Below are 26,534 nucleotides of genomic sequence, written 5' to 3'. Positions count from 1 at the left end.
TGAAACGCTGTTTCCATGTTCGTATTTCCCGCCTGTTGGCCACTTCTCTCTGCCCTGAACGAAAAAGGGCGGGCATGCAATCCGCATGCCCGCCCCTGCTTTCAGGCGTGTATCCCTCTTTCCGCAATTTTCAGAGGTAGATCTCCGGCGTCAGTTTCCGGGTGAAGCGGTTCATCATGAAGTTTGCCAGCCAGACCCAGTTGAGCGGCTTGCCCTGCATGCGCCGCATGATCGCCTTTCCTTTATAGACTTCCTGCTGGAGTTTGACGAAGTTCTTCAGGAGGGTTTCGCCTCCCATGCCCTGCGGCTCGAACATGTAGTGGTAGGTGTCGTACTTGTCCCAGTCGAAGTGGCGGATGCGGGGTTTCATCTCGTCGAAGTAGGGCGTGCCGGGGAAGGGGGTCACAAGCGAGAAGACCGGGAACTCGATCCGGTTCTTCATGATGAAGTCGTAGGTGAGCTGGAAACTCTCCTCGGTGTCGTTGTCGAACCCGAACATGAAGTAGCCCTGGATGGCGATGCCGTTCCGGTGGAGGTTGTCGACCACCTTTGCGTAGTTGTCAAGGCGGTTGGAGCCTTTGTGGACGCTTTTGAGGGTCTCCGGGTTGAGCGACTCGAAGCCGATCGAGAGGAGGTCGCATCCGGAGCGTCCGGCCAGTTCCGCCACTTCGGGTTTGTCCAGAAAGTTCATGGATATGTTTGCGTTCCAGCGCACGCCGATTTTCGACATCTCCTCAAGCAGCGTCATGAAGTACTTCGGCCGGAAACTGATGTTGTCGTCCATGAAGGAGAGATTGATCTTCTCTTTCTGGAGGCGCTCCTGGTGGTATCGCATTTCCTCGATCACCAGATCAAGTTCACGGTAGCGGTAATTTTTGCCGTAGATGGTGGGCGTGGTGCAGAAGTTGCAGCCGACCGGGCACCCCTTCGTGGCCAGGATCGGAATCCTTGAACTGTATTTCTTTGAGTTTTTAGAGGCCAGCGCGTAGCTGAAGTCCGGTCGGTGCATGTCTCCCATCGGTTTCAGCTCCTTGGCGCGGTACAGCGGCTTCATGCGGCCGTTGAGGATATCGGTGGCCAGCTCCGTCCATATGGATTCGATCTCGCCGTAGACGACGCTTGTGCAGTGCGAGGCGGCTTCTTCATGAAGCATGGTGGGATGGACGCCGCCGAGGATGACGGTTTTGCCCTGACGGAGCGCCCGGTCGCCGATACCATATGCTTTCATGGCATTGAGGCTGCGGGAGGTGATGGCCACGACATCATACGGGGAGAAGTCTTCGGGTATCTGTTCTCCAAGGCGTTCGTCGATAAAGGTGACTTCGAACAGCTGTCCGACGAGGGTCGCCACCATAATGAGGTTCAGGGGCATGCTGACGGTGCCGGAGTCCACCATCATGCTGGTAATGCTTTTGGGCTGGATCAGAAGCCATTTCTTTCTGGTTTTCTGTTGCCGTGCGAGCTGCTGGAGGATGTCTTCCGGGGAGATGGATGTTGCGAAAGCGGCGGAAGGATCGATGAAGGTTTCGGCTTGTTCAGTCTGCATACCCTGAAAAACGACAAATGAGGTGAAAAGACCTGTAGGTTCCTTAAGCTAAAGAACTTCCAAGTTAGGAAAAGTTTTGATAAAAACGGCCGGGATGGCTTTAAAATCGCTAAAGGGGGTCGGCGCTGACGGAGATGTCAGCTGAGGGTGGGATCCTTTTTCAGGACGGCAACGGTGAAGCGGCTGACGCAGGTAAGCTTACCCTCGTCATTCTTCAGCTTGATGTCCCAGACCTGTGATGTTCTGCCGAGGTGCAGCGGCCGGGCCGTTGCGTAGACGTATCCGCTTCTCGTCGGGCGGATGTGGTTCGCGTTGATTTCCTGTCCGACGATGTAGAACTTTTCGCGGTCGACGACGTAGGATGCGGCAATGCTGCCGACGGTTTCGGCAAGGGCAAGCGAGGCGCCCCCGTGGAGGATGCCGATGCGCTGGATGGTGCGCTGGTCGACCGGCATTCGGGCCGTCATGTAATCGGGTCCCGTTTCAACCATTTCAATGCCGATGTGGTGGGCCATCTGCCCTTCAAGGATCTGCGTCCGGTTGATTTCTTCCGCGCTTGCGGGTCCGAAGAAAACGGATGGCTGGGTCATGGGCGGAGGAGTTCGTGGAAAGGGTTCCGGACAGGGAGCGGGTGACGAGATTCGAACTCGCGACATTTTGCTTGGGAAGCAAACACTCTACCAACTGAGTTACACCCGCATCTGGTGGTGAGAGAGGCAATGAATGCCCTCCTGTTTACAGACTTTTTCAGCGGGGGCTGAAAATATCGTCACCTGAATCATCTTTCCATGTAAAATAAGTCCCCGCTTTTGTGCAAAGGAATATGACACTTTTTTTTAAAAAAACCGTTCACTTTTTTGCCGGGATCCACAGGATGCCCACATAAATGCGCTGGATGTCGCCTTCATCGCGATGCCGCACCGGCCGAATGAGCCGCTTCGCCTGCCGCTCATTGTCGTCATTCAGTTCCGGTTCCTGAGGCTGAAATCGCACTTCAGCGGGAAGAGTGGCGCATGGCGTATATAGAGACGTCTTGGAGCAAGACCGCCATCCGTAGCTGCACTATGCATCAAGGCGTAGAAAGTCATGCATTAAGGGCATTATTGATATATAGTGAATGATATGTCACTCATTTATTTTGAGCATTCGCATGATTAAGGGTATCTTCCAATGGTGATTAGTGCATTGATGAGGCAAAAAGCAGGAGTATGACTGAGAACATCAATTGGACATCAATGAGTGACCAGGCGCTTGCCGCCTACATAGGCGCTTTTGTGCGGCACCATCGTCTGGAACAGAACCGGACACAGGACGCGACTGCCCATGCGGCGGGCATCAGCCGCTCGACTCTGAGTTTGCTGGAAAGAGGCCAGACTGTCACTCTCGGCACCCTGATCCAGGTACTCAGAGTACTGGAGCAGTTGCAGGTCATGGATAGTTTTGTCGTGGAGCAGCGCCTCAGTCCGTTGGCACTGGCCAGAATGCAGAAAGAAAAAAGGCATCGGGCCAGAGGCAAACAGCGCAACGACTCCACAGAACATGAATGGTAAGCAATGGACGTAGCGGAAGTCAGAATATGGGGAGAACTGGCCGGAGCTGTCGCTTGGGATGATGCGGCCGGTCTGGCAACCTTTGAGTTTGATCCCCGGTTCAAGTCGAAGGGATGGGACCTTGCTCCCCTGCAGATGCCCATCTCATATGTTGGGAATCTGTTTCTGTTTCCCTCGCTGCGCAAAAAGGCTGAACCTGCACTGGACAATTTCAAAGGATTGCCGGGCCTCCTGGCCGATGTGTTGCCTGACCGGTACGGTAACCAGTTGATCAATCTGTGGCTGGCCCGCCAGGGCCGCCCACAGAACAGCATGAATCCGGTCGAAATGCTCTGCTTTATGGGCACCCGTGGAATGGGTGCTCTGGAATTCGAACCGGCTGTCTGGAAAGCCAGCAAACGGACCTTTTCTCTGGAGATCGATACGCTGGTGGATATTGCCAAAAGGATGCTCTCCAGCAAAGAGGCCTTTTCAACCAACCTCGAAGCGGACACGGAAAAGGTGGTGTCGGAACTGCTGCGTATCGGCACCTCGGCAGGCGGTGCAAGGCCGAAGGCCATAATTGCATTGAACGAGAAAACCGGAGAGGTTCGATCTGGGCAGACTAATGCCCCACAAGGGTTCTCGCATTGGCTATTAAAGCTCGACGGCGTAAGCGACGTGCAACTCGGCTCATCTCACGGCTATGGCCGGGTGGAAATGGCCTACTACCACATGGCCCAGGCCTGCGGCATCACCATGATGCCCTGCCGATTGCTGGAGGAACACGGGAGGGCGCACTTCATGACCAAACGGTTCGACCGTGAAGGAGGATCAACGAAACATCATATCCAGACCTTCAGTGCCCTGAAGCACTTCGACTACAACTTGGTCATGAGTTTCAGCTACGAACAGCTTTTTCAGACCATGCGCGAACTGAAACTGCCCTATCCCGATGCCGAGCAACTGTTCAGGAGGATGACCTTCAACGTCGCGGCCCGGAACTGTGACGACCATACCAAGAATTTTTCATTCCGGCTGAAACAGGGCGGAAAATGGGAACTGGCACCGGCGTATGATGTCTGCCACGCCTGGCAGCCCGATCATCGATGGGTCAGTCAGCATGCCCTGAGCATCAACGGCAAGCGCAGAGACATCACCAGGGAAGACCTGCTCGCCATCGGCAAATCCGTCAGTGTAAAAAAAGCCGCCGGCATCATCGATGAAGTCAATGCTGCGGTTGCGGATTGGACGCACTATGCCGATGAAGTCATGGTTAATCCTGCCTTACGGGACCAGATCTCAAAGACCCTTATATACCTGAAATGAAAAGTCTAGAGCTGTCTGTCGTGCTTTGCACAAGAGAAATCGGCCGTGCATGGAAACAAGGGCGGTGTTTCGCGGAACAAAGAAACAATTCGAAAGAAGACCGTTTCACATTTGAGGCATCTTCAGAAATCGCCAGGAAAGTTGCGAAGCTATTCAATCACCCAAAAGTCCGGTATGCACAAGCTTCGTAGTTTCGTTGCCGGATTAATAATGCGGATAATGGTAGTATGAGCGAAAAGAGGCGAATGGCAGAAACGCGAAAACCCCTGTGGAATAGGGGCTTTCGGCGCTTTACGCATGGTGGTAAACTTGGAAGTGGTGGTGAGAGAGGGAGTTGAACCCTCGACCTCAGGGTTATGAATCCTGTGCTCTAACCAACTGAGCTACCTCACCATTTCCGGGCTGATAATATACGACAGCCCTCACAATAAACAAACTGAATCTCTGGTTTTTCTGGGCTCCGGCAGCCGGTTTCAGGGCTATTACAGGAGAGCTTGGTAAATCGCTTCGGCTACCGGTATGTCTTCGGGTGTGGTGATCTTGATGTTGTGGTAGCCTGTTTCGTAGATCCTGACCGGATAGTCGGGGAAATAGCGTTCGACCAGCGCTGCGTCATCGGTTGCGTACCATCCCTCTTCTGCCGCCCTATGGTGCGCATCGATGAGCATGCCGGCACGGAATCCCTGGGGGGTCTGCACCTGCATGAGGCGCGAACGCTCAAGGGTGGCTCCGAAGCAGGAGGGGTCGCTGCCGATGTACTTGATGGTATCCTTCGGGCGGTTTCCGGGAACGCATGCGCCCGATTCTACCGAGAGACGGACGATGTCGTCGATTTCTTCGGGGCGGATGAAGGGGCGTGCCCCGTCATGGACCAGGATGGCATCGGGCAGTTCGCCTGCGCCAGAGTGTCCGTCACTGATCATGCGGATGCAGTTCCATACGGAGTCCTGGCGCTCCTTGCCTCCTTCAATCACGTGGCGGACCTTCCTGAACCCGGCACTGCGGGCCATGTCCTGGAGCAGGTCGATGTTGTCGGCTTTCGTGGCGATGTAAACCTCCGTGACCTGCGAGGCATCCTCGAAGGCTTTGAGGGTGTGGTGGATGACCGGGAACCCTCCGATTTCAAGCAGCTGCTTGCTCCTGCCGCCGGGCAGCTGCATCCGTTTCCCTATGCCGCTGGCGGCAATGATGGCGATGGCGTTCACTCTCTACGGGTACTTAATGGATGAACATGGCGTCCCCGTAAGCCAGGAACTTGTAGTCGTTCTTCAGGGCCACCTTGTAGGCGTCCATGAGAAGGCGGTGTTCTGCAAATGCGCTGACTACCATCAGGAGGGTCGTTTCGGGCTGCTGGAAGTTGGTGACGAGCGCATCGGTCACCTTGAACTGGTAAGGCGGGTAGATGAACTTGTCGGTCCATCCCTGGCCGAACTTGATCTTGCCGTCGACGGTGGCATTGGCTTCGAGGACCCTGCACGTGGTTGTACCGACGGCGATCACCCGTCCGCTTTTCTTCATTTTCGTCTCATTGATCTCCATGGCCGTCTGGTAGGGAATATTGAAATATTCCGAATCCATCTTGTGCTTCGAGACATCTTCGACTTCAATCGCGTTGAACGTGCTCAAGCTCGGGTGCAGGGTAATCGGCAGGACCTTCACGCCGATTTTCTGGATCTTCTGGAGCAGCGGCATCGTGAAGTGCAGGCCGGCCATCGGGGCTACGACCGAACCGGTCTGGTTGGCATAGACGGTCTGGTAGTTCTCTTTGTCGGAGTCTTTGGATTTCCGGGTGAAATAGGGCGGCAGGGGGACGTTGCCGATCCTGTCGACCAGGCTGAACACATCTATTTCAGGATTGAGGAACCGGATGGTGCGTCCGCGTGAGGTGGTGTTGTCTACCACTTCAGCCACGACGTCCTCGTCGAAGTAGATCTTGTTGCCGACGCGGACCTTGCGGGCTGGGTCGACGAGTACGTCCCAGAGGCCTGCTTCACGATTGAGGACCCGGAGCAGAAAAACCTCGATCTTGGCATCGGTCTTTTCCTTCTGCCCGAAGATCTTGGCGGGAAACACCCTGCTGTTGTTGAGGATGAGAAGGTCGCCCTTCTTGAAGTAGGATGCGATGTCTTCGAAGACCTTGTGCTCGATGTCCTTTTTGCGGCGGTTCAGGACCATCATCTTGCATGAGTCCCTCGGGTCGGCGGGATGATCGGCGATCTTGGTCTTCGGAAGGGTGTACCTGAAATTTGATAGGCGCATAAGCTCTAAGCGGTGAAGCTGCAGTAAAAGAAAAAAATCATAATACGGTTAAACGCCAATAATACAAAACCGGGGCGGCATAGCTTGCCGCCCCCTGGTTCCTGACGGGCGTGTTCAGCCGGCAGTGTGAAGAACTGCTTTTTTGAGTACCACATCCTGACCGTTGATAGAGGCCTCTGCTTCGTCGGCCGGGGACTCAAGAAGAGTCACGCTGACTTTCTGGTCTTCGATTTCGATGGCGTAGAGGTTTCCGCGGAAAACGACCTTCAGCGCAAGGGTTTTCCACTGCGGCGGAAGGTTGGGGTGCACGCTTAGGCGGTCACCCTCAAAGGAGATGCCGGCGAAGAACCGGGTCACGGTGTCGAGCGTGCCGGCCATGACCCCGCAGTGGATGCCCTCCTGGGTGGTGCCACCCTGGGTGTCGCGGATGTCGCTTTTCAGGGCTTCCATGAACCAGTTCCATGCGGTATCACGACCCTCTTCAAGGTAACTGGAGATGATGCAGTGGACCACCTTGCTGAGTGTCGAGCCGTGGCTGGTTCTGGGTTCATAGTATGCGTAGTTCTCGCGGACGAGGACTTCGGGATCGATTTTACCATAGCCGTTCTTCTCGATCAGACGGGCCACTTCGGAGGGAGGCAGGGTATAGAAGGTCATGAGCACGTCGGGCTGCTTTGCGACCTTGTAGTTGTCCGGGCTGTCGCCTTCCGCCTTGAGGATGCGGTCCATGCGGTGGATGTTCGGGTACTTCTGGCGGTAGTGCGCCCAGTCAAGTTCCCTGAGTCCCATGTACCCTTCGAACTGTTCGATGATGCCGTCCCGGTCGACGGGGATCGTCATGTTGCTGCTGATGGTGCGCCAGAGCTCGATTTCGTCGAACCCGAGGCCGGTTTTCTCCATCAGGGCGCTGAGGGCCTGACTGTCGATCTGTTCGCTGGCCTCTACGGCTTTTTCCATCAGCCAGGCCGTCATGATGTTGGTGTAGGCGTTGTCTTTCAACCCTTCGCGGCCGCTGCCCGGAAGCGCTTCATGGAACTCGTCGGGACCCATGACGTCTTCGATGTGGTACTTGCCGGTTTCGGCTGAAGAGTGGGCGATGGATGCCCAGAACCGGGCGATCTCGAACATGAGCTCCGCACCCTCGGCGTTGAGGAACGCCGTGTCGCCGCTGTCATGCACATAGCGCCAGGTGTTGTAGAACACCGCAATGGAGACGTGGCGCTGTTTGCGGCTGAGGTCGGGGCCCCAGGTCCCGCTGGCGGGGTTGAAGTGGAGGATCTGCGTGTCTTCCTGCCCGTCGTCGGCGGTCTGCCAGGGGAACATCGCTCCACTGTATCCGTTTTCGCGAGCGTACTCCTTCGCAGCAGAAAGCCTGCGGTAGCGGTACATGAGCAGCGCTTTGGAGATCTCCGGGAAGTGGCTGTTGAAGAAGGGGAGTATGAAGATCTCGTCCCAGAAGATGTGTCCGCGGTATGATTCGCCGTTCAGTCCGCGTGCCGGCATGCCGGCGTCGATTGACGGATTGTGGGGTGAAGCGGTGCCCATCATGTGGTAGATATGCAGGCGGAGCACTTTCTGGCTGAACCGGTCTCCTTCGACCACCATGTCGGCACGCTCCCAGATTGCCTGCCAGGCCTCCCTGTGGGCAAGAAAGAGGTCGTCGAACGAGCCTGTTCCGCTGAGGGTGGCCGAAGCGGCCTCCACCGGTCCCTGCGGCTGATCGGCATCGAGGGATGTGTGGATGGCGACGGTTTTTTCAATGGTGCCGCTTTTGTCGGGGGCGAGTTCGAGGCTGAAGCACTCGCCGACAAAACGATTTTCCCTGATCGTTGTGCGCAGGACTTCCTGTTCCTTGCCGTGCGAGAGCACCCGGGTTCTGGCTGCGGTGACGATGTCGTACTTCGAAACGCTCGTCTGCACATGAAGCAGCATTACACCATCGGTACAGGTGGAGGCAACCTCTTCAAGATGGTCGGTTGCCAGTTCGTTGTAGCGGGCGACACCCTTGTTCTCCACAGTGCCGTCGATTGCCGTCCGGAACTCGACCGTAGCACTGTAGTTGACGGGACGGAGGGTGAAGCGGAGTGCCACGATATGGGGGTTGTCCATGCTGGCGAACCGGCGGCTGCTGATACGCGATATCCTGCCGAGGTTGTCCTGAATGACGACTTCGCGTTCCATCACGGCATTCTGGAAGTCGAGGTTCTGATGGTAGCTGAGGATCGTCTGCAGGGCTGGGTCGATGAACTCGCCGCCGCCGATGCGGAACTCGACCGGGAGCCAGTTCGGGGCATTGACGAAGTCGTTGTTGAAGACCGTCTGGCCGTGGACCTTGGAGGGCAGGCGGTTGAAGATGCCTGCAATATAGGTGCCGGGGTAGTGGGATTCGGAGGTTTTCGAGCCTTCCCAGGCGCCGCGTACGCCGAGGTAGCCGTTGCCGATGGCGGTAAGGGTTTCGCGGAGCTTTTCCTCTTTCGGGGAGAACTCGGTGTAGGTCAAGTTCCAGCCTTCATGGCGGAGCCCTTCCCGGAACCAGTCGCGGATCCCATCAATGGTGATCTCTCCGAGGTCACGGACAACGATGTCAGCGCCCTGTTCGCGGAGTTTCGAGCCTTCAATGTCACGGGCGATGCCGAGTACCATGCCGAAGTTTCCGCGCGAGCCGGCCTGTACGCCTGAAATCGCGTCTTCGACCACCACGCATTCGTGGGGGAGCAGGCCGAGGTTGGCCGCTGCGGTGACGAAGATGTCGGGGTTCGGCTTTCCTTTCAGGCCCATTTCTATGGAGACTTCACCGTCGACGCGGGTTTCAAAGAGGTGTTCGAGGTTGGCCAGTTTGAGGATAAGCTGGCAGTTGCGGCTCGAGCTGGCAATGCCGATGCGGATGCCGTTCTTGATGAGGGTTTCGATGAGCTCGACCGAGGTGGTGTAGACCTCCGGGCCCTCTCTTTGGAGGATCTCGGTGAAGACGATGTTCTTTCGGTTGCCGAGCCCGCAGACGGTCTCTTTCTCGGGGATGTCGTCGAGTTCGCCGAAGGGAAGCTCGATGTCACGGGACTCAAGGAAACTTTTCACTCCTTCCATGCGCGGTTTTCCATCCACGTACCGGTGGTAGTCGTGGAGCGGGTCGAAGGGAACGAACGGTTCGTTGTTGTCTTCCGCGTACTGCTGGAGGAAGGTGTTGAACATTGATTCCCAGGCCAGGCTGTGTACTTTCGCCGTTCCTGTGATGACCCCGTCCAGATCGAATATCGCGCCTTTGAAGAGAGTGCTCATGCCGTGTAGTAGTATGATTTTGGTGATGCGGAAAAAAATATCAGAGCGACAGGAGGCCGAGGATGGTCAGGAGTATGTCCGGATAGGGTACCGTGATGCTTTTCGGGCATATTTCCTGAACCTCTTTTTTCAGCTCATGGTCGCGGGTGACGAAGATGGTCCAGACATCGTCAAACATCTCCATCGCGGTTTTCAGCATCGGGATGTCGGACGGAGTGTCGCCGCAGACGAGGATGGGGCCGCTTGCGCTACTGAGGGAAAGTTCCCTGCTGATGAAGGAGAGGCCGTCGCCCTTGTCGAAATCCTTGATGACGGCATCGTTGCAGTCGACATCGATGGTCAGGATGATTTCAATGTCGAGCCCGGTGTCTTCGATGCGGAAGTTCTTCTCCTCGGGGTCGATTTCGCGCACGATGCTTTTCACCTTTTCCAGGAACGCCGAGGATTCGTCATCGCGAATCGAGCTGCTGATGTCCTGTCGCGCCACGGTGGTCTGGCCGAACTTGATCTGGAGGGCCGAGCCGATGAAGTTGAACTTTTCAAAATCGGGGTCCTGCAGCATTACCCGCAGGTGATCGTTGAGGCGGTGGATGAGTTTCTGCTTGTCCTCTTCAATCGGGAAGCTGTTGAACTCGCCGTCAAGATTGATGAACTCCCGGCCTTTCGAGCCCGCGTAGACGAACGTGTGGCTCGGGTTTATGGAGACGTTCAGGATGCCGAAGTCCTTGAGGGGTGCCGAGGTGATGATGATCGGATGGGTGCAGCAGTTCTTGGCGAACCGCGAAAGGAACACCGAGTTGTAGATCGGCTGGATGGAGGAGCGGTACCGGCCGCAGTAGTTGTTGGTTGTGCCGTCGCGGTCGGTGATGAACGCGTTGAATTGCTTGCCCTTTAGCAGGTTCACGCCCTTGTTCACATAGGCGCGGAACTCGGGCATGAACTTGGCGAGGTAGTCGATGAACTTGTCTTCGCCGTATTCGAGGTAGTAGATGTCCTTCTGCAGTTCCCGGATTTCATAGGTAAGGTCGACCTCGATCTGCTTCATCCCGTCGAGCCGGAGCAGACGGTGCCCGGTGTTGTCGTCGATGTAGATGGTTTCAAGCGAGTAGAGGGCGTTTTTCAGGGACTCGATGCAGGCGCGTCCGACGACACGCTGCTTGATGATGTTCCTGACGATCGGCTCACGAAGTTCCTTGGTTTCTGCCTTGAGGGTGTAAAGTTCCTTCAGGGTCCTGATGTCCTGCAGCGTGATGGGGGTGGTGCATGTGGTCAGCTGGCGCTCTTTCAGGATGCTTTCGTGCATTGATAACCAAAGTATAGGAAAAGGTGAAGGATGGGCATTACGACCGGCAATTTACGGAAAATCCCGCCAAAAGCGGCAGGATTCTTCAGAATTAACAGAACGGCAATCCTTCCTCGCTGGTCTCGCTCCGGAGCGGTTGTCAGGATTGCTCCTTAAAGCGTTCGTTCAAGGTTTTGACGATGATTGCGTGTATTTCCTGCACCCCGTGGCGTGCGTTGATGCTTTTGAACCGTCCGGGTTCGGCTTCTATGATGTCGAGGTATCCCTGGCGGACATTCCGGTAGAACTCGAGGCCCGAGCGCTCCATGCGGTCGAGCTCTTCGTTTTCAAATGCCAGCGGGAGGGACTTTTCGGAGAACTTCCTGATCAGCGCCTCCTCGGGAAGGATGTCGAGGTAGAAGGTGATGTCGGGAGTGAGTGCGCCGGTAGAGATGGCGATGAGGGTCCGGAGCATGTTGAGGTCGAGGCCGCGGCCGTAACCCTGATAGGCGGTGGTGGAGTCGAAGAAGCGGTCGAGGATGACGGTTTTGCCTTCGGCCAAAGCGGGCCGGACCACTTCCGATACCAGCTCGGCGCGGCTTGCCGAAAAGAGCAGCAGCTCTCCGACGGGGGTGATGTCGTGGCGGCTTTCGAGGAGGATGTGACGTATCTTTTCGGCGACTTCCGTTCCCCCCGGTTCCCGCAGGGTGAGAACCTCGCGGCCCTCCTGTTTCAGGTATGCGGCGAGTTTCTGGATCTGTGTCGACTTGCCTGCGCCGTCTATTCCCTCAAAGGTGATGAGCATGGATGAAAAAGGGTCTGGTGTGTTGGCCCGGCTGCTGTCCGGAACGATTCAGTGCGGCTGGCCCGTCGGCCTGATGATGATTTCATTGACGTCGACATGCGCCGGCTGCAGGAGGGCGTACTGGACTGCGCGGGCAATGTCTTCCGGCTGGAGTTCCGGCGTGCCGGGCTTTGGGATGCTCTCCCAGAACGGGGTATCGACCACTCCAGGCTGCACCAGGGTGACGCGGACGCCGGTGCCGGCCATTTCGTTGCGTATCGCCTGCGCCATGCCGGTGACGGCCCACTTCGTTGCCGAATAGAGGTTTCGGATGGATGTGACGCGACCGACAACGGAGCCGGTGATGAGGAAGTGTCCCCGGCTCTTGACGAGTTCCGGCAGCGTGAGTCGTGCGGTGGCCGCTGCGCCGTACACATTGACCAGCACCATCTGGCGCCATTCGTCCGGCTGGTCGGGACCGCCGAGGAAGCTTGAGCCTTTGGAGAACCCCGCATTGGCGAACACCGCGTCGATGGTACCGAACCGCTCAAGTGTTTTCCGGACCATCGTCTCCTGCGACTGCCAGTCGGCCACATCGGTCGGAATGGCAAGCGCCCGCTTTGTTCCTATCTGGCTCGTGAGCGACAGAAGCTTATCGCGGGATCGGGCGGCGAGCGCTACATTCCAGCCCCCTTCGGCAAGAAGAAGGGCAGTGGCCTGACCGATGCCGGTCGAGGCCCCTGTGATGAGGATTGTTTTTCCTGTTGTCCTCTCTGTCATCGGGCGCTGTTTATTTTGCGGAGCACGCTGTGGCGGCGGCCGTAGAAGTAGTAGATCAGAAAACCGATTGCGAGCCAGACGATGAGGCGGAGCCAGTTTTCAGCCGGGAGCGAGAACATGAGTACGAGGCAGGTGAGGATGCCGGCAATCGGCACAAACGGCACGAGGGGGGCCCTGAAGGGGCGCACGGCATCGGGGTTGGTGCGGCGCATGATGAGCACGGCGCTGCAGACGACGACGAACGCGAACAGCGTTCCGATGTTGACAAGTTCTGCCAGAAGGCGGAGAGGGAGAAGGCCTCCGAGCACGGCGACGAAGATACCGGTGAGGATGGTCGATTTCCAGGGGGTCCTGAACTTCTCGTGGATGGCGCCGAAGAATTTGACAGGAAGCAGGCCGTCGCGCGCCATTGCAAGAAAGATGCGCGGCTGGCTGAGCATCATGACGAGCAGCACGGAGGTGATGCCGGTTATGGCGCCGAGCGATACGATGAACTGGGCCCATTCAAGGCCGACCTGCTTGAAGGCGTTTGATACCGGAGCGTCAATGTTGAGCTGGTCGTAGGGAACCATGCCGGTGATGACGGTGGCAACGGCGATGTAGAGGACGGTGCAGATGATGAGCGAGGTGATGAGGCCGATCGGGATGTCGCGCTGCGGGTTGATGGCCTCCTCGGCATGGATCGATACAGAGTCGAATCCGATGTAGGCGAAGAAGATCATTGCCGCTCCTGCGAGCACGCCGACCGGCGCGCCGCCCGAGCCGGCAGGGCCGAGCACGGTATGGCCGAACAGGCTCAGTCCGGAGTATCCGAACGGGGCGAAGGGCTGCCAGTTGGCGGGGTTGATGTGCATCGCCCCGAGCACGATCACAAGCAGCACGACGGCCACTTTAAGGATCACCATCACGGAGTTGAAGCCTGCGCTCTCCTTGATGCCCTTGACCAGCACCACCGTCATGGCGAGCGCCACGAGGACTGCAGGAAGGTCAAACAGTGCGCCGGTGGGGGTCATCATGCCTGTTGCCGGGTCGAAGTCAAGCGGAGGGCGGCTGAACACCGCCGGTATCGACAGACCGAAGATGCTGATGAAGTCCTGGAAATAGTGCGACCATCCATGCGCTACCGTTGCCGATGCGACACCGTATTCAAGGATGAGGTCCCAGCCGATGATCCATGCGAAGAGCTCGCCGAGGGTGGCATAGGCGTACGTGTAGGCTGAGCCGGCCACGGGCGCCATCGAGGCGAACTCGGCATAGCAGAGGGCTGCGAAGATGCAGGCGAAGCCGGCAAGGGCGAAGGAAAGGGTGACGGCAGGTCCCGCCTTGTCGTGTGCGGCGATGCCGATGAGTACGAAGATGCCGGTGCCGATGATGGCCCCGACGCCGAGACTGGTGAGTGCCACCGGCCCGAGCACCCTGTGGAGGCGGTGTTCGCCCTGCATCTCTTCAAGGAGGAGGGCAAGCGGTTTTTTCCTGAAACTTTGCTTCACTCGAACAGAAGGGGTTGTGCGGACCGTGCGGCGGGGCGCTCAGTCGCGGCGGTTCATGATGGAAAGGAAATAGACCAGCTGCATGACGGCCTGTGCGGCTGCCGCCACATAGGTCAATGCTGCGGCGTTGAGCACCGCATTGACACCCTGCATTTCTGCGGGTGAGACGATGCCCTGCGATACCAGCAGCGCTTTGGCCCTGCGGCTTGCATCAATCTCCACCGGCAGTGTCACCAGTGCGAAGAGCGCCGTCGAGCCGAACAGGATGATGCCCGCCCAGGCAAGCGTTGTGCCGATGGTTCCGGCAAGGAATATCCCTGCCATGAAGAGAAGCGGGCCGACATTGCTGCCGATGGAGACGGCCGGCACCATGAGGGAGCGGATCTGCAGCGGGAAGTATCGGGTTTTATCCTGCAATGCGTGGCCTGCCTCATGGGCCGCCACACCGACGGCGGCGATGCTTGCCTGGCTATAGACATCTTCACTCAGGCGGAGCGCCTTGTGGCGGGGGTCGTAATGGTCCGAAAGCATGCCGCGTGTAGCCTCTACACTCACCGTTGCGATGCCGCCGCGCTCCAGAATGCGCCGCGCAGCCTCGGCACCGTTTATGCCCGAGCCGGTGCGTACCAGTGCATATTTTTTGAAAGTTGATTTGACCCGGAACTGGGCCCACAGGCCGAGCAGCATCGGGGGAAGTGCGAAAACAAAATAGAGCGGATCAAAATAAAACATGGTGGTCATTGATGATGTTCATGGGATGCATACCGCCATCGTAAGCGTATTGCATGGGGTCTTGCCCGGCAGGCAGTCAAAAATACATAACAGATAAACATACAGATAAGTTTCTGTAATGTAAAGCGTAACCGCCCCTTTGGGGAATCGGGTGCGCGGGGCTTGCAGGGGAACGCTTTACCTGCCATATTCCTTAATCCTTTACAAATTCTTCACATTTGAGAACCATTCACCTGTCGATGGAGATGCGCGCTCTTCCATTCAGAATACCCGGCTTCGGCGTCGCCCTGGTGATGGTGGTGATGTTACTCTTTTTCCAGTCCCTTCATGCCGCAGAATCGGTCCCGGTGGAGCGGCTTGTCACCGGGATGGTGCTCAGGGGGCCGGTCAACCCCGGCAGTGCCCGCTACTTCAGCCGGGTGCTCGATGAGGCTTCTCTGGAGGGGTCGGGGGCTGTGCTCGTTGAACTTGATACTCCCGGCGGCCTGGTGAGTTCTCTACGCACCATGGTCAAGGCCGTCATGGCATCCCCGGTTCCCGTCATCGTCTATGTATCGCCTTCAGGAGCCGAGGCGGCTTCGGCAGGAGCCCTTCTCCTGCTTTCAGCCCATGTGGCTGCCATGTCGCCCGGTACGGAAACCGGTGCCGCACATCCAGTCACTCCCGGAATCCCCGGGCAGGGGGAAAGTGCCGCCGGCACGAAAGCGGTCAATGATCTTGCCGCATTTGCCAGAAGCCTTGCCCTCGAGCGCGGCCGCAATCCTGAGTGGGCGGAGCGTGCGGTTCGTGAAAGCCTTGCCTCAAGTGCCTCCGAAGCCCTGCAGGAAGGGGTGATCGACATCATTGCCGATACGCCCAAAGAGCTGCTCCGGCGCACAGACGGCCGTCAGCTAAAAACCGCTGCAGGAATCCAGACCCTCTCGACTGCAGGCGCCAGGCTGGTCATGAAACCGCCGTCATTCTCCGAATCCGTGCTGATGGCCGTTGCTCATCCGGACATCGCCTACATTCTTTTCCTTGCCGGGCTTCTCGGCCTGTATTTCGAATTCGCCAGCCCCGGAGCCATTTTTCCAGGCACTGCGGGTGCCGTAGCGCTTCTGCTCGGCCTCTATTCGCTGCAGCTGCTTTCTGCCAGCATCACCGGCATCCTCCTTCTCATGCTTGCCGTACTTTTTCTGGCTATGGAGGTTTTCGTGACGAGCGGAGGCGTGCTTGCCGTTGCAGGGCTTGTGTCGCTCTTTGCAGGATCCCTCATGCTGTTCGATTTCCCCTCGAGCGGCCTCACCCTGTCGCTGCAGGTATTCCTTCCTGTGTTCATAGCATTCTCTCTGGCAGTCGTGTTGATCCTGCGCCTCATCGTCCGTTCGGCACGCGGGAGAAAACTGTCGGGAGGCGAGGGTCTGGTCGGTGAAACAGGCGAGGCACTCGAGCCGCTGGCCCCGGGAGTCCCCGGAAAGGTATTCGTGCACGGAGAGCTTTGGGACGCGGTGTCGGCTTCCGCCGTTGAGAAGGGGGGCGGGGTAAGGGTGGAGGGGATGAAGGGGATGCAGCTGCAGGTGAACAGGCAATAACAGGAACAGACAACCATATCAACAATAACCATAAAGGATGCACACTATGCTTACTTTCAATTTTCTCACCATACTGATCCTCGTTGCGGCCTTTCTGGCCTCTTCGATCAAGATCATGCGCGAATACGAACGGGCCGTCGTGTTCCGCCTCGGCAGGCTGCTCGGTCCCAAAGGTCCGGGGCTCATCATCCTCATCCCGGGCATCGACAAGATGGTGCGGGTGGACCTCCGCACCGTCACACTCGATGTCCCCCCGCAGGACATCATCACCCGCGACAACGTGTCGGTGAAGGTAAGTGCGGTGGTCTACTTCAGGGTGCTCGACCCGGTAAAGGCCATTATCGATGTCGAGGATTTCCATTTCGCGACCTCGCAGCTTGCCCAGACCACCCTCCGGAGTGTCTGTGGACAGGGAGAGCTTGATAATCTCCTGGCCGAGCGCGATGAAATCAATACCCGGATCCAGTCCATTCTCGACAAGGACACCGAGCCCTGGGGTGTGAAGGTGAGCAAGGTGGAGGTGAAGGAGATTGACCTTCCCGAAGAGATGCGTCGCGCCATGGCCAAGCAGGCCGAGGCGGAGCGTGAGCGCCGTTCGAAGATCATCAACGCCGAGGGTGAGTTCCAGGCCGCCCAGCGTCTGGCTGACGCTGCCATGGTCATCTCCTCTGCTCCTTCGGCCCTGCAGCTGCGCTACCTGCAGACCCTGAAGGACATCGCCCAGGAGAACAACTCGACGACCGTTTTCCCGATCCCGATCGATCTCTTCTCTGTCTTCCTGAACAAGTCCTGACGGAGCGGAGGCCGCCGGTTATGATTCCGTCCACTAGAGGGTACGGAATCATAACCGGCAGGGTGAGTTTCCCCATAAGTGATTTCCCCCGGCTTTTCTGATTCTGCTATCGCGCAAACACTCTTATCTGTGAAGTCAGTCTTCCTGTCAAGTTTTTACGAGCACGGGGAACATACATCGGTATAGCTGAACGAAGCGAAAAGCGCGAAACTGTTCATAATCCAGATCTTGCCTGTTATCAATCATCCGAAGCTCATTGTTGAACACGGCGAGCTGATAGAATGTATTGTGCGTTCTATTTTGGAATAATATTACCAGATATTGTGCGATTGAGGGTATCACAACACCCCCACGCCTGTGGGGAAGACTGCCGGGGGTGCGCGTTTGCTCTTTGGCCCATCGTTTGTTGATGGTGCTTTGGGCGAGTGGTTTGTAGAGTGGCCGGCCGCCTTGGTTGATGGTGGTGATGGCGCTTTTGTAGAGGATGGTGCCGATGCCGTGGAGTGCGTCGCTGTCTTTGGTTACTTGCTGTGCGAGGGCTGGTTATGCGGGCGAGCAGGCTTTTGAGTTCTTGGATCCCGGCGACCTCGATGTGGATAATTGGCTCGATCATGGCGGGTTATATTTTAGCGATTCGTGCGTATATTTGTAGTGCGATGAGGGGGGGGCGGGTAATGCCGGCCCACCGGGAAGAAAGGCTCCGGTCTTCTTTATATCGCTTTTTTTATTTCAGTCTTCTCTGCAGCTCTACGAGCATCTTTCCCGTCTCATAGTCAGCTTTTTTTGGATCTCGGGGGCTTTGTCGCCCATCAGGATGATGATGCGTTGTATTGCCTTGTAGCGTTCAAAGCTCAGATTAATGCCTTCGGTAACTTTGTCGAGTGGGGCGTCTGGCCCTATGTCGATGACGATGTACTATAATCCCTGGTTAATTCCGCGGTTTGATTCCCTTGCTGATGGACCCCCCCCCCGCGTGTGGGGAAGAAGACCGCCATCGCGAACGAACAGTACCTCAAGTTCCCAGATCCACGCGCCCGCGTGGGGCGCGACCCGAAAAGCTGGGACCCGTCGTCCCAGATAGGCGTTTCAATCCACGCGCCCGCGTGGGGCGCGACTCGAACCGCTTGCGAAGAGTAGCAGGGAGACTCATGTTTCAATCCACGCGCCTGCGTGGGGCGCGACGGGCACGGGTATCAGTTGACGCGCTGTATCCCGAAGTTTCAATCCACGCGCCCGCGTGGGGCGCGACTGCCCAATCTTCTCAAGCCCGCGAGAGCCGAAGTAGTTTCAATCCACGCGCCCGCGTGGGGCGCGACGAGCAATCTTCTCCTCGGTCGGCAGGAACTTACCTGTTTCAATCCACGCGCCCGCGTGGGGCGCGACCGGGCTCTCGATAACACTGCTGCCCGTCTTGAGGCGTTTCAATCCACGCGCCCGCGTGGGGCGCGACTTGCTTCATCTTATTATGGTGATAATCGTCGAATAGTTTCAATCCACGCGCCCGCGTGGGGCGCGACCTTCCTTGCCTTCTCTTTCTTCTGATTTTATAGTGGTTTCAATCCACGCGCCCGCGTGGGGCGCGACACCCAGCGGAACCGGGAAACAACAACAAATGAGTTTGTTTCAATCCACGCGCCCGCGTGGGGCGCGACTGCATCATCTACATCATCGAGCCATCGCTCCTGGTTGTTTCAATCCACGCGCCCGCGTGGGGCGCGACCACTTTCATAACCCTACCTCCTCAAGGTTTTTTAGTTTCAATCCACGCGCCCGCGTGGGGCGCGACGGAGATTGCATTTTTGCGGGCTGTCCGGTACATGTTTCAATCCACGCGCCCGCGTGGGGCGCGACCATCGAGCCGTATCTGTCGGCTGATGTCGTCGCTGTTTCAATCCACGCGCCCGCGTGGGGCGCGACCGGGATGCCGGTCGCCTCCTGCACCTCCCGGATGTTTCAATCCACGCGCCCGCGTGGGGCGCGACATCACGCCCTTTTATGAGGATAGCGTTTGACGAGTTTCAATCCACGCGCCCGCGTGGGGCGCGACGATAAACGCGCTGTTGGATATGCAGGCCGATATTGTTTCAATCCACGCGCCCGCGTGGGGCGCGACCTTGAACCTGACGAACCCTGCGTACTTGCCTCGGTTTCAATCCACGCGCCCGCGTGGGGCGCGACACTCGCGTACGAACTTTAACCTCAAAAGGATAACTGTTTCAATCCACGCGCCCGCGTGGGGCGCGACCGAACCCATACATCGAGGAGCTCGGTCCGGAAGAGTTTCAATCCACGCGCCCGCGTGGGGCGCGACAATGATTGTCGCCGACGAAAGCGACGCGTTCAAGTTTCAATCCACGCGCCCGCGTGGGGCGCGACCGATGCGTTCCGTAAGATGGCGCCGGATATTCAGTTTCAATCCACGCGCCCGCGTGGGGCGCGACAGCGCCTGCGCCATCAAGCTCAACCACAGGGTAGTTTCAATCCACGCGCCCGCGTGGGGCGCGACGAGTCCCCTTCCGTCCCCGGCACCCTCGAAAAAGTTTCAATCCACGCGCCCGCGTGGGGCGCGACCCGGCGGAGAGTATGATTTGTCGTATTCGCTTCGTTTCAATCCACGCGCCCGCGTGGGGCGCGACATAGCGGTGCTCCAACCATGTAATGAGGTTATAGGTTTCAATCCACGCGCCCGCGTGGGGCGCGACCGGCCCACCAAAGGCAAGCCCCCATGTATACAAAGTTTCAATCCACGCGCCCGCGTGGGGCGCGACTGGGACCAGGTCCACGATACTCCGAGCGGACTTGTTTCAATCCACGCGCCCGCGTGGGGCGCGACTCAGACAGCGTGACTTTTGTTGCACCAAGTTTTGTTTCAATCCACGCGCCCGCGTGGGGCGCGACGATGCCACCCCAGAGGCCAACCATCAGCTCGGCGTTTCAATCCACGCGCCCGCGTGGGGCGCGACACCCCACGCTCCAGATGCTCCGCCATAACTACCCGTTTCAATCCACGCGCCCGCGTGGGGCGCGACCGTTGCGGTTACGAAAACGACTGTGATTTTGGTGTTTCAATCCACGCGCCCGCGTGGGGCGCGACCTCGATCCCTTGCTGAACTTCAACGGCGGGCATGAGTTTCAATCCACGCGCCCGCGTGGGGCGCGACTCAAGCATCTCATAGATACGGTCTGCAATCCGATTGTTTCAATCCACGCGCCCGCGTGGGGCGCGACCACAACGAGGTTGTAAATCGTACCACCATCATTGTTTCAATCCACGCGCCCGCGTGGGGCGCGACCAACACCTTTAATTGCGCCATTTTCTTCACAAGGTTTCAATCCACGCGCCCGCGTGGGGCGCGACCTCGTTACGGCGGGCAATAATGTGATCCCCGTCCGGTTTCAATCCACGCGCCCGCGTGGGGCGCGACGCGGCCTATAATGGCTGGCCATACCACACTATCAGTTTCAATCCACGCGCCCGCGTGGGGCGCGACTACCCTATCGATACCGTACCTATACCCTACGCTGTTTCAATCCACGCGCCCGCGTGGGGCGCGACTACTCGCTCGTCCGATAGGTTCCATTCATCAAAGTTTCAATCCACGCGCCCGCGTGGGGCGCGACTGTCAATCTATAGAGTCAGCTATTCCACGGGTTGCGGAGCATTATCCGCGAACCGTTTCGTATGTCAAATAACACTTTACGCAAACCTGATGACATGAAGAGTTAAGTTGCTATAAATAATGCTTTTAAGCTTTCTCGCGAACATTTCTGGGTTTTCAGGTGCAGCTTGAGGTTCGCGTGTTATAAAATTAGCGGTCCTTCAAGGTCGCGCGGTTCTTTTGCTCCTTCGTGTTCAATACGATTCTGCCAGTTTGAACCGAGAAAATAAAATCGCAGGCTGTCATGGGCAGGATTCATTTCCTGCATCAGCTTTGCACGGAGTTTTACCCATTGTGCCGGATCGACATTGCATTCAAAAACGGAAAACTGAACTCGTTGCCCATAGTTCTGGCAAGTTTTAGCAATCCTGCGTAACCTTCGCCTGCCGGCAGGCGTTTCTGTATTGACGTCATAGGTTACAAGTACCAGCATCGGTCATCTCCAGACAAAGGGTGGGTACATATCGATATCCCCTCGGATATAACGGGCCAGCAACATAGCCTGCATATGCCAAATCAGTCCTACAGCCATTTTCTCTCTTATAAAAGGATGCTCTATTTCGTCCTGTTTTCTTTTTTGGTAAGCCGTTAGTAATGTTTTTCTTGCATCGTCTTTCATCAGCACAGCGCCAGTTGCGGATACTGTGAAATCATTCGCATGAATCTGTCCCCGGTTAATCAGCGACAATGCCATTCTGTCGGCTATATAGGAACGGAACTCTTCCAGCATATCGAGCGCAAGGCTCGGGCGGCCGGGTCGGTCTTTATGCAGAAAACCCGCTGCAGGATCGAGCCCGCATGACTCAAGTGCAGATCGGATATCGTGCGTCACAAGGGTATAGAGAAACGACAGCAGGCAGTTTACCCGGTCAACCGGCGGCCGACGGTTCCGGCCATTGAAGCAGAACAACGGATCAGAAGAGGTAATGCACTGGTCGAATACCTCGAAATATATTCTTGCAGCTTCACCCTCGATGCCTCTGATTCGCTCCTGATCGGTTTCATTTCCAAGCTTTTTTATACAGCCTGCCAGCAGTTGCTGAGCATAATGCATCTTTTCGCAATCGATCTTATCGGGGTGGTCCCGCAGGGCTCTTGCTAGCGTAACTCTACTATTACCGATTTTCCCGATGACGAACGATCGGGCAAGCATGGCCGACTGCAGATAGTTATCAGCTTGCCTGTACTGTGCACGCCTGAGCAGAATGTTGCCTTTTGTTGGCCCCTGTACCTGACAGAGGAACTTGCCGTATTCGGTAAGGAACGTTACGGTTACGCCATTGGCTGCGCAGTGACCCATGAGAAATGGGCTGCAGGTTATCTGCCCGAAGCAGATAATTCCGTCAAGCATATGAAGGGGCAGCCGTACCTTTTCAACCTTATCGATTTTTATTACCGCACACTCTCCTTCTTTCGACAGATATGCTCCTTGCGTAGTTACGAACAGCGTGTTGAGCAGCTTTTTCAAATTTCACCCTCCGACAGTTCATGAAGCAGTTTGTGCACATACTCTTTAGCCGACCGATTATGTGCAACGACCTTAGGAAGACAGAGCTCCTGTAATGAGCACTGTGTACATTTCGGGCCGGGTTCCGGCAGGGGAGTGACGCCATTCCTGAACAGTTCATGAACGCATTCTGCAGTAGAAACGGTTTTTGCTCGAAGTGTTGAATCGAAAGTCACATCGAACCGCCGTTTTGTCTGTCCATAGAACAATGCTCCGGCAGGTATTGTCAGGTTAAGCATCTCCTCAAGACAGATGGCTTGGGCACAGAGTTGAACCTTGTCGGCATCATGCTTTTTCTGCCTTCCTCGCTTGTACTCTATCGGGAACGGTTCCTCAAGGCTATTGCTCTTATGCCACTCGACAACGTCAGCTATACCCGAAGCACCCAGCATAGAACTTCGTAGCAAGACGCTCCTTGTAGTTCGAACCCCCGAACGGTACGATGTTTCTCCGTCGTCAACACGTTCATGCATTACCCTACCCTCAGCAGTGAAGCTGTTTTCAGCCCATACCTGTTCGATATGGATCAATGCACACTGTCGGGGGCAATAAACGAAGTGTTGCAATGCCGAGAGCGCTATGAAATCGGATGCAGCGTACATGCTTTTCAGCACAGCATTTTATGCAAAGTCACGCCGTCAAGTCCGCTTTCATCTATCGTAACGGTATAGTCTTCAAATGAACGAGCCGGACCTTCTGATTCCGGCTTCCGTTCCACTTTAATCCGTTCAAACAACTTGTGGGCCGGAGCGTTACCCAAAGCTGTGCTGTGTTCGAAAACATAGAGTCCTCGAGTAGACATCATACCTCGGGCTGCAGAGCGGTCATGTTCGAACATATTCTGTAAGGCTTCCCAGAACAGTTTGAGATCTTCTGCTGAGAAGCCGGTTTGATTTGCGAGGTGAGCCGAAACGAAACCATGTGAACAATACAGCCCGTAGGGTACAGTGTACTTTCTGCCCATCGTCCGGTTATCGCCGCTTTGTTTTTCCGCATCCGCTTCAGTTGTGACAGCCATACGGGTAATGCTGTGCTCCAATGCAACGACCGGCTCAACCGACCGGGCAAAAGTAATCTGAATGGGTCCACGCACCTGACCAGCGTTAGCTCCTGTAGACATCACCGCTCCAAATGTGCGGATGTCGTAGTATCTTGAACACATATAGGAACGGCCTTTCTCGACCTCACCACCTTGCGCAGTGCCGTCTTTGTTGCGTTTCTTGCCATCTTTCAAATCGACAGGATCTTTTGTAAGGTCTATTTTCTGCTCTTCATATGCATTGCTGATTAGGGTATTCAAAACAGCTTTTTCCTTGATAAAAATATCCTTACCTGAAAGCTGCACATAGTTTCTAACCTTGCGTTTTAGGCAAACATCGGTTACCAGACCCATGCCGGTTTCTGCATCTATTCTGGGCAGATTTCCTGCATCAGGATCACCGTTTGGATTGCCGTCCTGTACATCAAACAGTAATGCAAAATCGTACCTCTTTGTAAGATCGCTCATGATTGTTCTCCCTAATTTTTGGATTCGTTGTTTGAAGATGACTTTGTAAACAATGCTTGTCGTTGGTGATAGTAGCCGATAGCAAAACGGGCCTGATCCTCCATGGCAAGATGTGCTGGCATACTTGCATCGATCCCGGCAAATATGTCAGAAAGCATCCTCTCGAAATTGACCTTTCGGCCTTCATTGTCGAGTTTTGCAAGATGATGGTTTTTCAGTTTAAGTAATTGCGAAAATACCGTAACCGGTGTGGATGAAGCCGCGCCATAAAACCGGTCACGTATCGTTGCGTTTATTCCGGGGTTTGCTTCCTCCTGAATTTTTTCAAGTACGGCAAAAAGCCGCCCAAGCCGATATCCCGGATTGATATTATTAGAATCAAGAGCCACGGTGATTGTCTCCTTTTCTTTGGTTGAGTAAATTCTGTGAAATCTATTGAGATAGGCTTTTAAAATTCCTGCCTGAACCCTTGTGACGTCCTGAGTTGCACGAATGCGCCTTATGGTCTGCTGAAGCATGGTTGCCGGGTAAGTCCCTCCCGTTATAACGGCTTCAAAAATTTGTCCTGAGAGATTTGGCGGAATATTGTCAACCTTTTTCTCGTGTGCTATTGCGGAAAGAAGCCAGAACAAGGAATAATGTCCTCTATCATGTGAAGGTCTGATGATTTCAAGATCATCGAAATGCTGTTTGATATTTCCGGAACATTTCCCGATACTTCCGGTATGCCAAAATCGGACAGCAATGCGAGCTGAATTCGGCGAAAGCCCCAGTATATAGAACCGTGTGTTTGAGTTGGTATTTACGTATCCCGTCCAGGCACTTTCAAAAAGAGTTTTTACAGCTTTGACATCAGCATCAGGATTGTCTTTATTGTACCCAAAGAATGATGGAAAAATCGCCTCAAAGACATCTTCTTTTTGTGACCAGAAAATACTTGTCGTATTACCTACCTGCACTTTATTTATTGAGTCCTTTCCTAAGAGCATATTCATGGCAGTGGTATAAGCGAACTCAGCTGATTTACTGATTGGGGCATTAAATGCCTGTTCCTTTCCATAAGAGTCATATCCTGAGCTCCTCTGAAAGGACACAAATTTTTTTGAGTCTTTATTTATCGGTGTATCACTGTGAATTCTGGCTATTTCTCCTCTTTTCCCTGTGATAAGACATAAGCCGGTAACACCATCAGCGTTTTCGTCACATTGATCCGCAATATATTTCTGAACGCTAGTATTGCATGGTATAAGACTGCTATCGCCATCCAGCCTAAAACTCATATTGCACCCGATGATTTTAGAGCACTCTTCCCACTTATCTGAATCTTTTACTTTTTCATATGAGCGTTGATCATAAAAACGAATGACAGCCAAGACACCGTTGTCTTCTTTAATCTCCTGAGGCAAATCTTGAATCTTTTTAATAAAGCTTAGCATCTGTTTTTGAGCCATCACCTGATCTTTTTCACCTTCACTTCTTGCATGACCCAACACATAGCCGTAATGATCCCATAGAAGAAAGCTTGTCATCCATCCATTGGATCCTGAACGTCCGACTGATTTCGGTAACAAATATTTTTTCGCCCGTTTCTTTTTGCCATCTCCTTCTCGGGTATCTTCAAGTGAGATGAAATCACCCTCGTGATTAATCACTATAACAAAAGGAATTTCTTTCCATACGAAACCTTCTGGCGCAATACCGCTATCCGGATCGACAGCTTTGCGCTGGTAGTAGTCATAGAGAGCCTGTAAAATCATTTTCTCACCTCCTCGCTATCCCAAGCCGGGACGTTGATCACTCCTTGTTCCATACAGCACCTGAAAAACGCTGGTGAGGATTCTTTGACGTTCTTTTCAAAGTCAAGATCGTAGAGCATGAATCCAAGATCGCGCGTTTCACTGATTGGCACTGTTTCCGTTGTGTGGCCATCAATCAACCTGAATTCGCAACTGAACTCGCGGCAACCGAGATATGGCTGGTTGAAACACTGACCTTTTCGAGCTCGACGCTCGAAGATGCCATAGTATTTGCCAGGGTTTTCGTCTTTTCTGAACTCTTCTTTTTCCCATGTGTCAAGGAGTGGTTCTGGAACAGAACGTTTTGTTTCAGTTCTGTTGGGATGCGGGATGAACTCAAGTTCAGCGTAAAGCCGGTAGGCCACATCCCGTAGAAACAAGCCTGCTCGTTGCTGTCGCGCTGTTTCGATGAAAATCCCCTCACTTCGGTCGCTTGCGGTTTGACCGACTTCATTGCGCCTCACCGAAATCCATTTGATCGGATTCAATATTTCGATCTTTCGAATTCGCCAGCGAATGGCTGGTTTCCAGAATATCGCTTCGAAAATCCCCCTCGCCGATGAAGGAGTGATGACGTCGTAACTGACGCGCTCCACCTTCATCTCCGGCCTTGTGAAACAGGCGTAATCCCCTTTCACTTCAAGGCAGAACGTTTTGTTGAAATGTTCCATAGCGTATCATCCCCGTGATTGAT

Annotated in this window: 20 protein-coding genes, 2 tRNA genes and 1 CRISPR repeat array; of the genes, 4 read left to right on the top strand and 18 right to left on the bottom strand. The window is 55.4% G+C overall.

Features of this window, described 5'->3' with window-relative positions; all coding sequences use genetic code 11:
* Positions 1 to 130 precede the first annotated feature (130 nt).
* The 3 genes from PLUT_RS06830 to PLUT_RS06820 form a co-directional block, all read right to left on the bottom strand.
* Positions 131 to 1,546, bottom strand: a complete 1,416-nt coding sequence (locus PLUT_RS06830) for a B12-binding domain-containing radical SAM protein (RefSeq protein ID WP_011358050.1) — start codon at positions 1,544 to 1,546, stop codon at positions 131 to 133.
* A gap of 137 nt (positions 1,547 to 1,683) precedes the next feature.
* Positions 1,684 to 2,136 carry a hotdog fold thioesterase gene (locus tag PLUT_RS06825; RefSeq protein WP_041463852.1) on the bottom strand — a complete coding sequence of 151 codons (453 nt, stop codon included), beginning with the start codon at positions 2,134 to 2,136 and terminating at the stop codon, positions 1,684 to 1,686.
* A gap of 36 nt (positions 2,137 to 2,172) precedes the next feature.
* A tRNA-Gly gene (locus PLUT_RS06820) sits at positions 2,173 to 2,245 on the bottom strand.
* A 509-nt stretch (positions 2,246 to 2,754) separates the two neighbouring features.
* On the opposite strand from PLUT_RS06820, the gene PLUT_RS06815 reads away from it, so the two are divergent.
* Entirely contained in the window at positions 2,755 to 3,096 is a 342-nt protein-coding gene (locus PLUT_RS06815; RefSeq protein WP_011358048.1) for a helix-turn-helix domain-containing protein, read from the top strand.
* Positions 3,097 to 3,099: 3 nt separating this feature from the next.
* Complete coding sequence (locus PLUT_RS06810) at positions 3,100 to 4,404, top strand: type II toxin-antitoxin system HipA family toxin (RefSeq protein WP_011358047.1); 1,305 nt, start codon at positions 3,100 to 3,102, stop codon at positions 4,402 to 4,404.
* Positions 4,405 to 4,720: 316 nt separating this feature from the next.
* Here PLUT_RS06810 and PLUT_RS06805 read toward each other — a convergent pair.
* The 9 genes from PLUT_RS06805 to PLUT_RS06765 all read right to left on the bottom strand — a co-directional run bounded on the left by PLUT_RS06805 (position 4,721) and on the right by PLUT_RS06765 (position 15,007).
* Positions 4,721 to 4,797, bottom strand: a tRNA-Met gene (locus PLUT_RS06805).
* A gap of 89 nt (positions 4,798 to 4,886) precedes the next feature.
* Positions 4,887 to 5,609 carry an IspD/TarI family cytidylyltransferase gene (locus tag PLUT_RS06800; protein ID WP_011358046.1) on the bottom strand — a complete coding sequence of 241 codons (723 nt, stop codon included), beginning with the start codon at positions 5,607 to 5,609 and terminating at the stop codon, positions 4,887 to 4,889.
* Positions 5,610 to 5,622: 13 nt separating this feature from the next.
* The gene (queA, locus tag PLUT_RS06795) at positions 5,623 to 6,663 is read right to left on the bottom strand and encodes a tRNA preQ1(34) S-adenosylmethionine ribosyltransferase-isomerase QueA (protein ID WP_011358045.1); all 1,041 of its coding nucleotides are present in this window, start codon (positions 6,661 to 6,663) and stop codon (positions 5,623 to 5,625) included.
* Between the two features lie 114 nt (positions 6,664 to 6,777).
* Positions 6,778 to 9,939: a beta-phosphoglucomutase family hydrolase gene (locus PLUT_RS06790; protein WP_011358044.1), complete on the bottom strand. Its 3,162-nt coding sequence runs from the start codon at positions 9,937 to 9,939 to the stop codon at positions 6,778 to 6,780.
* Between the two features lie 40 nt (positions 9,940 to 9,979).
* Positions 9,980 to 11,242, bottom strand: a complete 1,263-nt coding sequence (locus tag PLUT_RS06785) for a hypothetical protein (protein WP_011358043.1) — start codon at positions 11,240 to 11,242, stop codon at positions 9,980 to 9,982.
* Between the two features lie 139 nt (positions 11,243 to 11,381).
* Complete coding sequence (tmk, locus tag PLUT_RS06780) at positions 11,382 to 12,026, bottom strand: dTMP kinase (RefSeq protein ID WP_011358042.1); 645 nt, start codon at positions 12,024 to 12,026, stop codon at positions 11,382 to 11,384.
* Positions 12,027 to 12,074: 48 nt separating this feature from the next.
* Positions 12,075 to 12,785, bottom strand: a complete 711-nt coding sequence (locus PLUT_RS06775; RefSeq protein ID WP_011358041.1) for an SDR family oxidoreductase — start codon at positions 12,783 to 12,785, stop codon at positions 12,075 to 12,077.
* Positions 12,782 to 14,275 (bottom strand): amino acid permease, encoded by a 1,494-nt coding sequence (locus tag PLUT_RS06770; RefSeq protein ID WP_011358040.1) that lies wholly within the window; start codon positions 14,273 to 14,275, stop codon positions 12,782 to 12,784. Before PLUT_RS06770 ends, PLUT_RS06775 begins: the two co-directional genes overlap by 4 nt.
* A 39-nt stretch (positions 14,276 to 14,314) precedes the next feature.
* Complete coding sequence (locus PLUT_RS06765) at positions 14,315 to 15,007, bottom strand: zinc metallopeptidase (RefSeq protein ID WP_041464129.1); 693 nt, start codon at positions 15,005 to 15,007, stop codon at positions 14,315 to 14,317.
* Positions 15,008 to 15,225: 218 nt separating this feature from the next.
* On the opposite strand from PLUT_RS06765, the gene PLUT_RS06760 reads away from it, so the two are divergent.
* Both PLUT_RS06760 and PLUT_RS06755 read left to right on the top strand, forming a co-directional pair.
* The gene (locus PLUT_RS06760; protein WP_238974565.1) at positions 15,226 to 16,578 is read left to right on the top strand and encodes an NfeD family protein; all 1,353 of its coding nucleotides are present in this window, start codon (positions 15,226 to 15,228) and stop codon (positions 16,576 to 16,578) included.
* 46 nt (positions 16,579 to 16,624) lie between these two features.
* Positions 16,625 to 17,371, top strand: coding sequence for a slipin family protein (locus PLUT_RS06755; protein ID WP_011358037.1), 747 nt, complete (start codon positions 16,625 to 16,627; stop codon positions 17,369 to 17,371).
* A gap of 1,018 nt (positions 17,372 to 18,389) precedes the next feature.
* Positions 18,390 to 20,992: a CRISPR direct-repeat array (repeat unit 32 nt; unit sequence GTTTCAATCCACGCGCCCGCGTGGGGCGCGAC).
* A gap of 180 nt (positions 20,993 to 21,172) precedes the next feature.
* Here PLUT_RS06755 and cas2 read toward each other — a convergent pair.
* Genes cas2 through cas5c form a run of 6 tightly spaced genes read right to left on the bottom strand, consistent with a single transcriptional unit; the run spans position 21,173 to position 26,511 of the window.
* Positions 21,173 to 21,463, bottom strand: coding sequence for a CRISPR-associated endonuclease Cas2 (gene cas2, locus PLUT_RS11520; RefSeq protein WP_011358033.1), 291 nt, complete (start codon positions 21,461 to 21,463; stop codon positions 21,173 to 21,175).
* Between the two features lie 3 nt (positions 21,464 to 21,466).
* On the bottom strand, positions 21,467 to 22,498 hold the full coding sequence (cas1c, locus tag PLUT_RS06750; RefSeq protein WP_011358032.1) for a type I-C CRISPR-associated endonuclease Cas1c: 1,032 nt from the start codon (positions 22,496 to 22,498) through the stop codon (positions 21,467 to 21,469).
* The gene (gene cas4 / locus PLUT_RS06745; RefSeq protein ID WP_011358031.1) at positions 22,495 to 23,139 is read right to left on the bottom strand and encodes a CRISPR-associated protein Cas4; all 645 of its coding nucleotides are present in this window, start codon (positions 23,137 to 23,139) and stop codon (positions 22,495 to 22,497) included. Before cas4 ends, cas1c begins: the two co-directional genes overlap by 4 nt.
* 5 nt (positions 23,140 to 23,144) lie before the next feature.
* Complete coding sequence (gene cas7c, locus PLUT_RS06740; RefSeq protein ID WP_011358030.1) at positions 23,145 to 24,044, bottom strand: type I-C CRISPR-associated protein Cas7/Csd2; 900 nt, start codon at positions 24,042 to 24,044, stop codon at positions 23,145 to 23,147.
* A gap of 11 nt (positions 24,045 to 24,055) precedes the next feature.
* Positions 24,056 to 25,801 (bottom strand): type I-C CRISPR-associated protein Cas8c/Csd1, encoded by a 1,746-nt coding sequence (cas8c, locus tag PLUT_RS06735; protein ID WP_011358029.1) that lies wholly within the window; start codon positions 25,799 to 25,801, stop codon positions 24,056 to 24,058.
* Positions 25,798 to 26,511, bottom strand: a complete 714-nt coding sequence (gene cas5c / locus PLUT_RS06730) for a type I-C CRISPR-associated protein Cas5c (RefSeq protein ID WP_011358028.1) — start codon at positions 26,509 to 26,511, stop codon at positions 25,798 to 25,800. Before cas5c ends, cas8c begins: the two co-directional genes overlap by 4 nt.
* Between the last annotated feature and the right edge of the window lie 23 nt (positions 26,512 to 26,534).

The organism is Pelodictyon luteolum DSM 273 (genome assembly GCF_000012485.1).
GTDB classification, from domain to species: Bacteria; Bacteroidota; Chlorobiia; order Chlorobiales; family Chlorobiaceae; genus Chlorobium; species Chlorobium luteolum.
This window is presented reverse-complemented; position numbering and strand designations above follow the sequence as displayed.